General features: G+C 69.3%; 9 protein-coding genes. 4 read left to right on the top strand and 5 right to left on the bottom strand.

Annotated features, from left to right (window positions below; genetic code table 11):
- Positions 1-196: 196 nt before the first annotated feature.
- Positions 197-4,018, top strand: coding sequence for a ThuA domain-containing protein (locus tag GQ464_RS18345; protein WP_166980733.1), 3,822 nt, complete (start codon positions 197-199; stop codon positions 4,016-4,018).
- Positions 4,019-4,104: 86 nt separating this feature from the next.
- Here the strand turns inward: GQ464_RS18345 and GQ464_RS18340 are convergent, their stop codons facing one another.
- Together GQ464_RS18340 and GQ464_RS18335 are read right to left on the bottom strand one after the other, a co-directional pair.
- A complete protein-coding gene (locus GQ464_RS18340; RefSeq protein WP_228350444.1) occupies positions 4,105-6,432 on the bottom strand; it encodes a TonB-dependent receptor in 2,328 nt (775 codons plus the stop codon).
- Between the two features lie 129 nt (positions 6,433-6,561).
- Positions 6,562-7,053: a hypothetical protein gene (locus GQ464_RS18335; RefSeq protein ID WP_166977819.1), complete on the bottom strand. Its 492-nt coding sequence runs from the start codon at positions 7,051-7,053 to the stop codon at positions 6,562-6,564.
- A gap of 169 nt (positions 7,054-7,222) precedes the next feature.
- On the opposite strand from GQ464_RS18335, the gene GQ464_RS18330 reads away from it, so the two are divergent.
- The gene (locus GQ464_RS18330; RefSeq protein WP_228350443.1) at positions 7,223-7,741 is read left to right on the top strand and encodes a CPCC family cysteine-rich protein; all 519 of its coding nucleotides are present in this window, start codon (positions 7,223-7,225) and stop codon (positions 7,739-7,741) included.
- A 56-nt stretch (positions 7,742-7,797) separates the two neighbouring features.
- On the opposite strand, the gene rpsA is transcribed toward GQ464_RS18330, so the two are convergent.
- From rpsA to GQ464_RS18315, 3 genes are all read right to left on the bottom strand, one after another.
- Positions 7,798-10,113, bottom strand: coding sequence for a 30S ribosomal protein S1 (gene rpsA / locus GQ464_RS18325; RefSeq protein WP_166977815.1), 2,316 nt, complete (start codon positions 10,111-10,113; stop codon positions 7,798-7,800).
- Positions 10,114-10,340: 227 nt separating this feature from the next.
- Positions 10,341-11,027: a (d)CMP kinase gene (gene cmk / locus GQ464_RS18320; RefSeq protein WP_166977813.1), complete on the bottom strand. Its 687-nt coding sequence runs from the start codon at positions 11,025-11,027 to the stop codon at positions 10,341-10,343.
- 135 nt (positions 11,028-11,162) lie between these two features.
- Positions 11,163-11,774: a hypothetical protein gene (locus tag GQ464_RS18315; protein ID WP_166977811.1), complete on the bottom strand. Its 612-nt coding sequence runs from the start codon at positions 11,772-11,774 to the stop codon at positions 11,163-11,165.
- Positions 11,775-11,885: 111 nt separating this feature from the next.
- On the opposite strand from GQ464_RS18315, the gene GQ464_RS18310 reads away from it, so the two are divergent.
- Positions 11,886-12,473, top strand: a complete 588-nt coding sequence (locus tag GQ464_RS18310; protein ID WP_166977809.1) for an RNA methyltransferase — start codon at positions 11,886-11,888, stop codon at positions 12,471-12,473.
- Positions 12,474-12,518: 45 nt separating this feature from the next.
- On the top strand, positions 12,519-14,558 hold the full coding sequence (locus tag GQ464_RS18305; protein WP_166977807.1) for a methylmalonyl-CoA mutase family protein: 2,040 nt from the start codon (positions 12,519-12,521) through the stop codon (positions 14,556-14,558).
- The last annotated feature ends 12 nt before the right edge of the window (positions 14,559-14,570 follow it).

The following is a 14,570-nucleotide window of genomic DNA, read 5'->3' as shown; positions in this document are numbered from 1 at the left end:
CATCTCCTCAATCACTGTGGGTGCAAGCCGTTCGGGTTCTCCGGGCGGCTTCTTTTTTCCCGCCCACCGGTCCGGCAAAAGGCCGCGCGGCTGAAACGCATGTTCTTGCCGTTCCGGGCATACGACCGTATCCTTAGACACCGGTCACCAGACCCGGCATGAAGGCACGGCGTCCTTCCCCGGCTTCCCCGTTCCCATGGTTCACCTCCTCGTTCCCGCGTTGCTGCTGATCCTGCCGGCGCATCCTGCCGCCACGCCGTCCCCGCCGCCCGAGGCCGGTCGCCACGGGTTCCGGGCGCTGGTGTTTTCGAAGACGGCCGGGTTTCGTCACAGCTCCATCGAAGCGGGTATCGCGGCCCTGCAGGAGCTGGCCACCGAGCACGACTTCGAGGTCGACGCCACCGAAGACGCCTCGGTCTTTACGGACGCCGGCCTGGCTGCCTACGATGTGATCGTCTTCCTCAACACCACCGGCGACGTCCTCGACGCCGACCAGCAGGCGGCCATGGAGCGCTTCATCCGCGCCGGCGGCGGCTTCGCGGGCATCCACGCGGCGGCGGACACCGAGTACGACTGGCCGTTCTACGGCGGCCTCGTCGGAGCCTATTTCGCAAGCCACCCGGAGATCCAGACCGCCACGGTGAAGGTGGTCGACCGCGTGCATCCCTCCACGGCCATGCTCCCGGCCCGCTGGGTGCGCACGGACGAGTGGTACAACTTCCGGACAAACCCGTGGGGGAAGGTGCACGTGCTGGCCGTGCTCGACGAGACGACGTACGGCGGCGGTACGATGGGGCACGACCACCCCATCGCCTGGTGCCACGTCTACGAGGGCGGGCGGGCCTGGTATACCGCCGGCGGGCACACCGAGGCGGCCTACGGCGAGCCACTCTTCCGCGAGCACCTGCTCCAGGGGATCGAGTACGCCGCCGGGGCCGCCCGGGGCGATTGCGGGGCCACGTTCGGGAGCAACTTCGAAAAGCTCATCCTCGAAGACGAGGTCGACGACCCGATGGACCTGGAGGTGCTGGCCGACGGGCGCGTGCTTTTCATCGAGAAAGGCGGGCGGGTGCGGCTCCACGACCCGGCCACGGGGCTGACCACGACGGCCCTGACGCTGAGCGTGTACGAGGGACAGGAGGACGGCCTGCTCGGCATCGCCCTCGATCCCGGCTTCGACGCGAACGGCTGGGTCTACCTGTTCTATTCCCCGGCGGGCGGGTCGGCCCGGCAGCACCTCTCGCGCTTCACCATGACCGGCGGCGTGCTCGATCCGGCCTCCGAGGTGGTTCTGCTGGAGGTGCCCACCCAGCGCGACGAGTGCTGCCACTCGGCCGGCTCGCTCGCCTTCGACCCGGACGGCAACCTGTACATCGCCACGGGGGACGACACCAACCCGTTCGAGTCGGACGGCTATGCGCCCATCGACGGGCGGCCGGGACGGGCGGCGTGGGATGCCCGCCGCACCTCGGGCAACCCGGACGACCTCCGGGGCAAGATTCTCCGCATCCACCCCGAGCCGGACGGCACGTACACCATCCCCGCGGGCAACCTCTTTCCGGCGGACGGCACGGCCGGGCGGCCCGAGGTCTACGTGATGGGCGTGCGCAACCCCTTTCGCATCGCCGTCGACCCTGTGACGGGACGTCTCTACTGGGGTGACGTGGGGCCGGACGCCGGAGCGCCGAGCGCCACCCGCGGCCCCGAGGGGTTCGACGAGTGGAACCGCACCGACACGGCGGGCAACTTCGGCTGGCCCTTCTGCATCGCCGACAACCGGCCGTACGTGGCGTACGACTTCGCTACGGGCCTCTCGGGCGGCGCCTTCGACTGCGACGCCCCGCTGAACGACTCGCCGCACATCGCCGCGCCGGTGACGCTGCCGCCGAGTCAGCCCGCGTGGATCTGGTATCCCTACGCGCCCTCGCCCGCGTTTCCCGCCATCCCGAACGGAACGGGGCGCACGGCGCTGGCCGGGCCGATCTATCGCCACACGGGAAGCGAGGGGGAGGGAGCGCTGCCGGACTACTATGACGGCGCCGTCTTCCTCGTCGAGTGGGCGCGGAGCTTCATCCTGGAAGCCCGTCTGGACGACAATGGCGATCTCCTCGCGATCCAGCCGTTCCTTCCCGAGATCACCTGGAAACGCCCTATCGCCATGAAGCAGGGGCCGGACGGGGCACTCTACGTGATCGAGTGGGGGACGGGCTTCGGCGGGAATAACCCGGACGCGCAGATCGTGTGCCTGGCGTATGCCGGGGGGATGCGCCCGCCGGTGGTGACGCTCACGGCAACGCCTACCTCCGGCCCGCTGCCGCTGACGGTTCAGTTCTCGAGTGCCGGCACCTACGATCCCGACGCCGGCACGCCGCTGGCTTATGCGTGGGACTTCACCGGCGACGGGACGACCGACGCGACGACCCCCGACGCGGCGCACACGTACACCGAGGCCGGCACCTTCACGGCCCGCCTCACCGTCACCGACGCGACGGGCCTGAGCGGTACGGCCACGGTCACCATCACGGCCGGCAACACCCGTCCCGAGGTCACCATCGAGGCACCCGTGGCCGGAGGCATCTTCGACTGGGGCGCCACCATCCCGTTCAAGGTGCACGTCACCGACGCCGAGGACGGCTCCACGGCCGACGGCACCATCGACTGCGCCGGCGTGGTCGTGCAGCCCTTCATCGGCCACGACGACCACAGCCACCCGCTCGAAGTGCTCTCGGGGTGCGAGGGGAGCTTCACGACGGAGGCCGGGCACGGCGCCGACGGCGACAACCTGTTCTACCTGCTGGAGGTGACATATACCGACGGCGGCGGCGCGGGGGCCGGGGCGCTCACGGGGTCGGCCCTCCACCGCCTCTACCCGCGACGCCTGGAGGCCGAGCACGCACCCGTGCAGGTGGGCGTGCAACTGGAACCGACGGGCGACGTGCTCGGCGGCGGGCAGAACGTCGGCTACGTGGACCACGGCGACTACCTGGCCTTCGAGGGGGTCAACCTGAGCGGAATCGGCTTCGTCACGTTCCGCGTGGCCTCGGCGGGACCCGGCGGGCGGATCGAGGTGCGGGCCGACGCCGCGGACGGCCCCCTCCTGGGCACGGCCTACGTGGACCCCACCGGCGCCTGGCAGACGTACACCGACGTGACCATCCCCGTCGAGGACCCCGACGGCACGCACGACCTGTTCCTCGTCTTCCTCCGCGAGCCGGGCGACAGCGGGCTGTTCAACGTGAACACGATCACCTTCCACGGGCCGGGCACGACCGCGCCGCCGCCCTCCCCGCACGGCCTGAAGGCGACCTATTTTTTTCAAAAGGACTTCTCCGGCCAGGCGATCACACGCCTCGACCCACAGGTGAGCTTCAACTGGAGCACGGCCGCCCCCCTGCCCCTCTTCCCACCCGACGGCTTCAGCGTGCGGTGGACGGGGGAGGTGGAAGCTCCGCACAACGAGGCGTTCGTCTTTGCCACCCGCAGCCGCGACGGCGTGCGCGTGTGGGTGGACGATGTCCTCCGCATCGACCGGTGGGAGGAGTCGGCGGAGGTCGTCGAGCAGCGGAGTCCCCCCCTGGCGCTGAAGGCGGGCCGGCGCTACCCGATCGTGGTGGAGTACTTCGAGGGGACGGGCGCGGCCAGCATCCAGCTCCTGTGGGAAAGCCCCTCGACACCCATACAGACGATCCCGGAGCGCTACCTGTATGCGGACACGACGGGCGCGACGGCATCGGAGACGAAGCCGGCGCTGCCCGAACGGATCGAGCTGGAGATGCCCTTTCCGAACCCGTTCCGCCGCCAGATCACCGTGACGTACCGGCTGCCCGCGCCCGCCGAGGTCCGTCTGGCGCTCTACGACCTGCTCGGCCGCCGGGTGGCCGTGCTGGCCGAGGCCCCCCGTCCGGCCGGCACGCACCGCCTCGTCTGGACGCCGCCCGAGCTGGCCGCCGGCGTCTACCTCCTCCGCCTCGAGACGCCCGACACCACCCTCCGCCGGACACTTGTGCACGTGCGGTGAGGAAAGAGGTCGCGTATTGTGGCCCGGCAAAAAAAGCGTCCTCGCTCCGGGGAACGAGGACGCTTCGGAAGGGAAGTAGTGGGCGTTCAGAGCGCCACACGCACGCTGGCGAAGAGGACGCGTCCGGGCTCGGGGATGCGCTGCCGGGTGAATGGATTGGCGGCGTTGAGGTGGTTGACGTAGTAGGCGTCGAACACGTTGTTGACCCCGAGCAGGAGCGAGGCATCCCGGAGCAGGCGCAGGCCCAGGCGCACGTCCGCCGTGGTGTAGCCGTCGGTGGGCTGCTCGCCACGCGTGACGGCCACGCGGGTCTGCTTTCCGACGAGGTGTGTCGTCGCCTCGGCGAAGAAGCGGCCGCCGGGGGCGTCGTAGCGCAGGCCGAGGCGGGCGGTGAGCGGTGTCACGCCGAGGGCGGGCTCGTCGAGCGTCTCGTCCCGGCCCCACAGGTAGTGCGCGCCGGCCGAGAGGGTCAGCGCTTCGAGCAGGCGAACGGCCACGGCCGCTTCGCCGCCGTAGAAGGTGGCCTCGCCGTTGACGTAGCGGTAGACAATGGGCGGGCTCAACGGGAGCAGCGGCGGGATGTCGGTCGCCTCCAGGGTGATGTAGTCGTCCATGCGCCGGGCAAACACGTTGAGGCTGGCGCTCACACGGGGGTAGGTGCCCTCCAGCCAGAGATCGACCTGCGTGCTGCGTTCGGGGTCGAGCGTGGGATTGCCCACGAACTCGGCGCTCGTCTGCGCCTTGCTGGCCGGGAAGCGGTCGGCGTAGCGCTCGAGCGCGTCGGCAGTGCGGACGACCGAGCCGGCGCCGAGTGAGACGGTCCAGGCCGGGTGCGGCCGCAGGGCCAGCGTCAGCGCTCCGCTCAGGTTGGCCTCGGTCTGCGTCAGGTCGTCGCGGGTGAGGCCGCCGCCGACGACGCTCAGGTAGGCGTCGCTGACACGCCCGGCCTCGGCGCGGACGAGGTCGAGGCGGGCCGTGGCGGAAAGTTCGACCGCTCCCGCCAGGTGTGTGGCCCCGCCGAAGAGGCCCACGTCGGTGATCGTCACGTCGGGCCACACCACGTCGGTGACGTAGAAGGGCGGGACGAAGCGAGAGCCGTCCGGGCGGATGGCCTCGAACGGCCGCCGTCCGTCCCGGTTGACGCCGTAGAAGTCCGCGCCGAAGGTGAGGACCACGTCGCCGGCGGGGACGAGCTCGGCCGCGGCCCGGCCGCCCAGCGTGCGCGAGGCCGTCTCGACGCGGATCGCCAGGGCCGGCCGCATGCTGCCGTCGGGGAAGGTGCCGGGCCGGGCGGTGGGTTTGTCCTCATTGTCCATGTCGTGCGCGACGCGGTTCCAGCTCAACTGCACGTCGAGGTGGCGCAGGAGCCCGTCGGTGCGGATCCACGCATAGCGGGCCGAAAGGTCGACGGCGTCGAAGAAGTCGGCGTCGAGGAGGCGGCCTGGGTAGTCGATGTCATCCTGCCGGTTGTAGCCGCCGGCAAAGGTCAGACGGGCGCCGGGTGCGGTCTGCACGCCGACGCGGGCCCGGACTTCGCCGGAGCGAAAATCGGCCGGGATGGTGGTGCCGTCGCCGTCGCGGTAGTCGTTCCCCTGCCGGTAGGCCCCGTGGAGCCAGGCCGACACGCGCCCCTGCCGGTAAGAGGCCGTAGCCGCGGAGGCGAAGGCATCCACGTTGTCGTCATAGCCGGTGTGGAGCGTGGCATGCAGGCCGGCCGGCGGGTGGAGGCCGAAGCGTTCCACCCGGATCGCCGCCATGTTGCCCGCGCCCCAGGTCAGCGCATAGGGGCCCTTGACGACCTCGACGCGGGCGATGCCGGTCGGGTCGAAATGGCTGATCTGCGAGTCCATCCGCAGCGGCCCGGCGGGGAAGAAGCGGACACCGTCGACGTAGGCGCCGACCTCCGTCTCGACCAGTCCCCGGATGTTGGGGTCGAGGCCGAGGGCGCCACGCCGGGCGGCGTTCAGGCCGGGAAGCAGACGGAGCAGGGCTCCGGCGTCGGCCGCGTGCGTCTCGCGGACACGCCGGGCGTCGAGCGTCGCCAGCGGCTCCAGGCCGGGCCGCCGCGCCACCACCTCGACGCCTTCGAGCAGGACGGGCCGCGTCGCCAGGCGCAGGGTCAGGCGTGCGACGCCGCCGGCGGTCACGGTGGCGGTCGCCTCGGCGGGTTCGTAGCCCAGCGCACGGGCCTGAAGCGTGTACGTGCCCGGTGCCAGCGGCCCGAGTTCGAACCGGCCCGCCTCGTCCGTCAGCGTGCCGCGGAGTGTGCCGGCGAGCACCACCGCCGCCCGGACGACGGGCGCTTCCGCCTCGTCGACGACGGTGCCCACGATCCGCCCGGCCTGTGCCCGGGCCGGTGTTGTGGAGGACAGGGAGAGAAGAAGAAGGAAAAAGAAAAGGATACGTGTGTTCATGGCATCTCTGAGGCAAGGATGGAACAGACCCGTTCCGGCCGTGACGAACGAGCACGCGAGCGCGCCCGCCGGGGCCACGGGCCGTCGGGAACAGGTGAAGCAGGGAAAGGGCACCGATGGGTGCCGGGCTCAGAGATGCCGTGGAGGATGGAAAATGTCGGACGCCCGGCGTTCGATGTAGGCCGGTGAGGAGAGAGCCGGCGCAGGGGTCGAAAGCCGGGGAACAGGGAGGGCCGGAGGCGGAGCGGAGACGTACTTATCCACCCCGGCGGCGAGTGAGAAGGCCGGGGCTCGGTCGTGGTGATCGCACCCGCAGAACTGCGGACCCGAAGGCGTCTGCGCGTCCGGCTCCCGGTGGCAGAACGTCCCCGTGATCGTCGTCGGGATGCCGTCGGCCGGGTCGTGCGTCGCATGCCTGCCCGACGCCGTGCTGTGATGACGGCAGCGCTCGTAGGTGTGCATCCCGGCGGCGTGGTGATGGGCGGGGCCGCCTTCCACGCAGAGCCGGTGGAGCCCGTGCCACGGTCCGTACGGCACGAGCATGAGTACCGCCAGACAGCAGGCGGCCAGCCGGTGACGAACCGGCGGCATCACTTCGCTATGCGAGGCGGTACGCGGCATCCGGCGAAACGTGATCGAGCCCCGAAGACGGCATCAAGATACGAGGACGACCGTGAAGGCGTTTCGAAAACGTTAGCCTCACGGACTGAACGGCAGGCCCGGGGGCGCGTTTCAGAACCACGCTCCGTGATCCCGTCATGGAGAAACCGGAACAGCCATCCCCCGAACGATGCACGGCTCTGTGATACCCGAAGCGCTCGAACGTTTCTTCATCCGGCGTATGGAATTTGACGCGCTACTCAGGCGGATCCGCTACCAGCCGATCCCGTTGCCCGAACCGTTTGAGCGCTATCCATGTGATGCCTGCGGCTATCCCACCGTCGAAGGGTGGAACTTTGATTATTGCACGATCTGTCACTGGGAGCAGGATCCGATACAGAACCTCTACAAAGGCAATCCGGACGAGCCCAACGGCGGTCCGAATGGCCCCTATTCGCTCAAGGACGCCCGGCTCAACTTCGAACGCTACGGCTGCATGTTCTCTCCGGACGACCATGAGGTCTTCGAAAGGGCGCAACGGGAGGCGGCGGACCGGCAGCGGCTCCTCGCCGCGTACGAAGCCCTGCGCACGGCGCGGCGTACGGAGGACATCGTCGCGGCCGTGGGGGGTGTCCTGGCCGTGGAACGGGCGCTGCTACAGGCGGCGCTGGCCGAAAAAACACGCGGGCCCGGCCATCGGGGGCGATGACCGGGCCGCTGTATTGCCAGATCGGCGGGACCGTTCCCGGCGTGTAGCGCCGGGCGTCAGTCCTTCTTGTCCTGATCCGTTTCCGCTTCCTCCGGGGCGTCCCCGGCGTCGTCGGCGGTCTCCGCTTCGGCCTTCGGCGCCTCCTCGGCGCCTTCCCCGGCCGGGGCGGTCGCCTCACCGGCTTCCGCCTCCGACTCTTCGAGCCGCGCCTTGAGGTCTTCCAGACCGCTCAACTCGCCGAGGGTCGTCGGACCGGAGGTGGAGCGTTTGAAGGCCTCCACCTCCCGGCGTTCACGCTCGCGTTCGGCCCGGCGGGCCTCGGCCTCCTTCTGCCGCTCGGCCCGTTCACGTGCCCGCTCGGCGGCCACCTCGCTCAGGATGATCTCCTTCTGGCCCGCATCGAAGCGAATGACCGTCAGTCCGGTGAGCGTGTCCCCCACGTGGTAGTGATCCCGGTGGTTCGTCCGCTCCTTGAGCTCGCTGATCGGGATGAACGCCTCCACGTCCAGCGGAAGCTCCACGGCCACCCCTTTGTCCTCCACGCGCGTAACCTTGCCTTCGGTCTCGGACCCTTCGGCATAGACCTTCGCAAACTGGTTCCAGGGGTTGGTCTCCACCTGCTTGTGCCCCAGCGAGATGCGGCGTTCCTCGGCGTCGATGTTGAGCACCACCACGTCCATCTCCTGGCCTTTCTTGGCCACCTCGCTGGGATGGCGGATCTTCCGGGTCCACGACAGGTCGCTGATGTGCACCAGCCCGTCGATGCCCGGCTCGATCTCAACGAAGACGCCGAAGTTGGTGATGTTGCGCACCTTGCCGCGGAGCACCGTCCCCGGCGGGTAGCGGTCGGCGATGTTCTCCCACGGATCGGGCTCGAGTTGCTTCATGCCCAGGGAGATCTTCTTCCCCTCATAGTCGATGTTGAGGATCTTGACCTTGACGAGCTGGCCCAGCGAAACCATCTGGCTCGGGTGTTTGATGTGCTCGGTCCAGCTCATCTCGGAGATGTGCACGAGCCCTTCGATCCCCTTCTCCAACTCGACGAAGGCGCCGTAGTCCGTGATCGAGACGACCTTGCCCTCGACGACGTCGCCGACGGAGAACTTTTCCTGGATGTTCTCCCAGGGGTGCGGTTGCAGCTGTTTCAGGCCCAGCGAGATGCGCTGGCGCTCCTTGTCATAGTCGAGCACCACCACGTTCAGCTTCTCGTCGAGGCTGACCAGTTCGGAGGGGTGCGAAACGCGGCCCCAGGACAGGTCGGTGATGTGCAACAGGCCGTCGACACCGCCGAGGTCGATAAAGACCCCGAAGTCGGTGATGTTCTTGACCGTGCCTTCGAGGATCTGCCCCGGCTCCATCGAGGCCAGGATCTTCTGACGCTGCTCTTCGAGGTCCTTCTCGATGAGCGCCTTGTGCGAGACGACGATGTTTTCGTTGGCCGGATTGAGCTTGACGATCTTGAACTCCATCCGCTTGCCGAGGTAGGCGTCGAAGTCGCGCACGGGGCGCACGTCGATCTGCGAGCCGGGCAGGAAGGCCTCCATGCCGTCGAAGAGCTCGACGATCATGCCACCTTTGATGCGGCGCACGATGGTGCCCTCGAGCACTTCCTCGTTCTCGTAGGCTTCCTCGATTCGCCGCCAGCGCTTGAAGGCGTCGGCTTTCGTCTTCGAGAGGACGAGCTGGCCCTGGTGGTCTTCGAGCCGTTCCAGGAAAACCTCAACCTCGTCTCCTTCCTGTAACTCGCGGTTGAACTCGTTCTTCGAAACGATGCCGTCGCTTTTGAAGCCGATGTCGATGACGACGTCTTTTTCCCCGATGGTCACGACCCGGCCCCGGACGATCTCGCCCTCGTTGACGCTCGTGAACGACTGTTCGACGAGCTTCTTCAGGGCTTCGTGTTCCGGCTCGTGTTCCGCCGCTTCGGCGCGTTCCTCGATGTCTTCGAGCCGGAGCACCGGGCCGGTGATCTCGCCCGTATACCCTTCGAGTCCTCCCGGCGATACCGCCGCGGGGGCCGGGGCTTCGGTCGCGGCCTCGGCGGCCCCGTTGACCCCGGCCGGTGCGACTTCTGCCTCAGCTTCGGCCTCGGCAGCTTCCGCCTCGGGAGCCTCAGCTTCGGCCTCGGCGGCTTCCGCCTCGGGGGCCTCGGCTTCGGCCTCGGCGGCTTCCGCCTCGGGAGCCTCTGCTTCGGCCTCGGCGGCTTCCGCCTCGGGAGCCTCGGCTTCGGCGGCTTCCGCGGTCTTCTCTACGGCGGCCTCGGGTGCCGGCGTCTCCGTGGCCTCGTCCACGGCTACCTCGGTTGCTTTCTCCGGTGTCGCTTCCGTTTCGGACTGAACTGTGGGTTCGTTTTTGCGCTGGTCTTCAGCCATGTTGGTTTCTCCGGGCTTGATCGCTCAGGCTCGCCGGCCGGTCCGTGCCGGGGCGAGTCGAGGAGCAGCGACGCCGCCCTTCCTCCGTTTTGTGAGCGTGTACCCGGCGAAAGCTCCTCCCTCAATCGCCGGGCCGGGTTTGATGGGGTTGCCCCCGTGAATGGAAACGGCTTCACACGGGCACGGGCCGTGAGGCCGCACCCGGAAGCCATGGGCTGCAAACGTATCTAAACGGCGGCTCTACGCTGCCGTTCCCTAACTTCTGCCAAAATAAGGTCAACCTGCTGTTCGATCGTCAGGCCGGTGGTGTCGAGTTCGAAGGCGTCGGGGGCTTTGCGCAGGGGCGCCAGTGCCCGTTCCCGGTCCTGCCGGTCGCGTTGTTCGATCTCGGCCAGCACCTCGTCGAGGGTCCGTTCTTCCCCGCGCCGGCGCAGCTCCTCGCGGCGTCGCCGGGCCCGTTCCTGCGGTTCGGCTACCATGAAGACCTTCAGGTCGGCCCCGGGAAAGACGACCGTGCCGGTGTCCCGGCCTTCGAGCACGACGCCGCCGCCGGCCTGCAGGGCCCGGCGGGCCGCCTCCCGCTGCACCGCGACCAGCTTCTGCCGCACCGGCGCCAGCCGGCTGATCTCGCTGGCCAGCGCTCCCACCTCCGAGGTCCGTATCGCCGGCGTCACGTCCTCTCCGTCGAGCAGGACATGCATGCCGTCCGCCTCGTGGCGCACGACCAGGCGCAGCCGTTGCAGCAGGGGCGCGACCTCCTCCTCGGTGGGCCGAACCCCGGCCCGGAGCACGGCCAGCGCGACGGCCCGGTACATGGCGCCGGTGTCAAGGTACAGGTACCCGAGCCGGTCCGCGAGCAACCTCGCCGTCGTACTCTTTCCCGAGCCGGCCGGACCGTCGATGGTGATGACCAAGGTTGTGTGAGCGCTCGTGCAGGCTGAAAGGCGGCCGGTACCGGCCGCTTAGAACAGCAATTTACCGATTGCTGGAACGGCACGCAACCGCACGTCGTTGAGGCCCGGTGAATTGCCGGTGGAGGCCGCCGGGCTTCAGGAACCGACTTCCCGGCTCACAATGGTGATCGGCTGCGGATAGCGGATCGGTCCCAGCGCCGTGTCGATGATGGGGCTGGCCCGCAGGCTGACCCGCTTGGGCGCCCCTCCCTGCCCCGAGATCGCCAGCGCCAGCTCGACGAGGTCCCGGGCATTCCGGTCGAAGAAGTCGATGAGATCCAGGCTGACGGCAAAGGTTACCGGCTTCGGCTCGCCCGGAGGCAAGACCACCGTATCGTCGAACCGGCCGCTGATGGTCTCGGTCTCATCGATCAGCAGCGTCCAGTCCATCCGCACCAGCCGGGCCGATACGGTGTTCTCCGGGGGGTTCTCGGCCAGGAGGTGCACCTCCAGATCGAGGGGCAGCTCCCGCCGTGCCATCGCCCCCGTCAGGCGTGCCACATCCATCGCGCTCAGGTCCTCGTACGAGCGGATGCGTTCGACCTCGATCCCGGCCAGGCGGACACCGGCCACCCGGTCCAGCGTAAAGTGCACCTGGCGCAGCGCGGCGATCTCGCGGACCGCCTGGCACCCCGCAAGCCCTGCCAGCAGCAACAGGCACCACCAGCCTCCCCTGCTCTGCCTCGCCTTTTCAAACACGTTCTTCATCATTCAAAATCCGATTTTAGCACGGGCAACCCGCCGCAGGGCCCCCACCGGCACCGCATACACGCCGCTCCTCCCGGAGTTTCAGCAGGCAACCCACCTTTCCCGGATACGATGCGCAAGTTACGGCACGACGAAATCCCCCGCCTCGCCCCCGACGAACTCGCCGCCGTCCCCCGGCACCCGGTCGTCGCGGTGCTGGACGACATCCGCTCGCTCTACAACGTCGGCGCCATCTTCCGCACCTCGGACGCCGCACGCATCGAGAAACTGTACCTGACCGGCATCACCCCGACCCCGGAACATCCGGGGATGCACAAGACGGCCCTGGGCGCCCAGGACCTCGTGCCGTGGGAACGACACCGGGATCCGCTACCGCTCGTCGACCGCCTCCGGGCTGCGGGCTACACCCTCGCCGTGCTCGAGATCACCGACACGCCGTCGCACATCGCCGACCTCGACGCGTCCCACTTCCCGCTGTGCCTGATCGTGGGCAACGAGGTGCACGGCGTACGCGATGCCCTCGTCGCACGGGCGGACGTGGCGCTGGAGATCCCCCAGTACGGCGCCAAGCAGTCGCTCAACGTGGCCGTCGCCTACGGTGTGGCTGTCTTCGGCCTCGTCGAGCGCTGCCGTTCGCTGCAGGGCCTGCCTCCCCACCCGGACGAACCGGCTCGTCTCCCGGATCGTATGGACGCCTGAAGCGTCCACACCCCACCGGATGCCCGAAAACCAGCCTTCCCGACCATGAACGCACCACCCGACCGTTCACCCGGAAAAGCGCTTTTTTCCGAGTTCCCGCCGGTGCCCACCGCAGCCTGGGAAACACAGATCCACAAGGACCTGAAAGGGACCGATTACCTGGACAAGCTCTCCTGGCACACACCGGACGGCCTCACGCTGCGGCCGTTCTACCGGCGGGAAGACCTGGAAGGGCTGGACCACCTCCGGGCTGCGCCGGGCTGCCCTCCGTTCGTGCGCGGAACCCACGCCACGCCGGAGGCGGTGCGCCTGGCCGTCACGATCGTCCACGACGACCTCGCCGAGGCCAACCGGCTGGCCCGCACGCTCCGTTCCGACCCCGCCGACGTCGTGGAAGTGCACCTGCCCCTCGAGGTCCGGGACGACCGCCTCCACGGCGTGCCAGTCCGGAAGCAGGACGACCTGGCGCGGTTGCTCGACGGCCTCCCGCTCGACGCGACGCCGCTTCACGTCTCGGGCGCCTCGACGGCCCTGCCGCTCCTGGCCATGTGGCTCAACCTGGCCGAAGCACAGGGCCTCGACGTGGGTCGGCTGCAGGGCACCTTCGGGTTCGATCCGCTCTCCCCGTTCGAGCGGTTCGGCTGGCTGCACGATGCGGGCGCCGTCGAGCACACGGCCCGGCTGCTGGCCGCAACCGCCGCCCGGGCGCCCGGCCTCCGGGTGCTGGCCTGCGACGCCGTGCGCCTCCATGAGGCCGGCGCCACATCCGTGCAGGTGCTCGCCTTCACGCTGGGCGCCGCCAGCGATCTGCTGGCCCGGCTCTCCGACCGGGGGCTCTCCCCGGAGACGATCCTCGACGCCCTGCACGTGACGATGCCCCTCGACGTGCACTTTTTCCTGTCGGTCGCCCGCTTCCGCGCTTTTCGGCTGCTCTTCGCCCGCCTGGTCGAAGCCTACACGGGGTCGCCGCCGGAACCCGCCAACGGCCCGGCCCGCCCGTTCGTCGTGGCGCGGGTCTCCCGTTCCCACCACACCCGCTACGACCCCTACGTCAACATGCTGCGGGCGACCACCGGGGCCGCAGCCGCCTTCGTGGGCGGGTGCGACGTGCTGTGCCTCGAACCCCACGACGCCCTCGACGGGCGCTCCGACGCCTTCGGTCATCGCATAGCCCTGAACACGGGCCGCATCCTCCACCACGAAGCACACCTGGACCGGGTGATCGACCCCGCCGGCGGCTCGTATTACCTGGAAACCCTGACCGACCGGCTGGCCGAAGCCGCCTGGGAACGGTTCCGCACGCTGGAGGCCGAGGGCGGGCTGCTCGAAGCGCTGCGCCGCGGCACCGTACAACGCGAGATCGCCGCCCGCCGCCAGCGGCGCGATCAGGAGGTCGCCCTGCGCCGGGCGGTGCTCGTCGGGGTCAACCAGTACCCCGACCTCGACGAGCGCATCCTGGACCGGGTCGAACGGGCCGCCCCCGGCCATCCCCTCACCCCGGCGAAACACCGGCCGGATGCGCCCGACCTCGACACCCTGCGCCGTGCCCTCCGGGAAGGCACCCCGCTCGACGCCCTCCTTCCTCCCACACCCGGCGGAACCGTACCGGACGCCGACGCGCTGTGCCCGCACCGGGGCGCCGAAGCGCTCGAGCGGCTGCGGCTCCGCACCGAACGGCACGCCCGCATGACGGGACACCTCCCCACGGTCTTCCTCCTGCCCTTCGGCGAGCCGGCGATGCGAAACGCCCGTGCCACCTTCGCCCGTAACTTTTTCGGTTGCGCCGGCTTCTCGATCGTCGCCCCCCCCGGCTGGGACGACCCGCTCGAAGGCATCGAAGCAGCCGCCGGCGCCAGCCCGGACCTCGTCGTCCTGTGCAGCACCGACGACGCCTACCCCGCACACACCGCCCGGATCGTCGAGCGCCTGCGCGCCCGCGGCGTGGCCGCACCGGTCGTCGTGGCCGGCCATCCCGAAGCCCACCTGGACGCCCTCCGCCGGGCCGGCGTGGACGCCTTCATCCACCGCCGGTCCAACCTGCTCGAAGCGCTCGAACACTTCCAGCAGAAGCTGGGGATCGAATAATGTGCAACGTGA

This window comes from Rhodocaloribacter litoris, assembly GCF_011682235.2.
GTDB classification, from domain to species: domain Bacteria; phylum Bacteroidota; class Rhodothermia; order Rhodothermales; family ISCAR-4553; genus Rhodocaloribacter; species Rhodocaloribacter litoris.
Note: the sequence above shows the minus strand (reverse complement) of the source record. Positions and strands in the feature narration are given on the sequence as shown.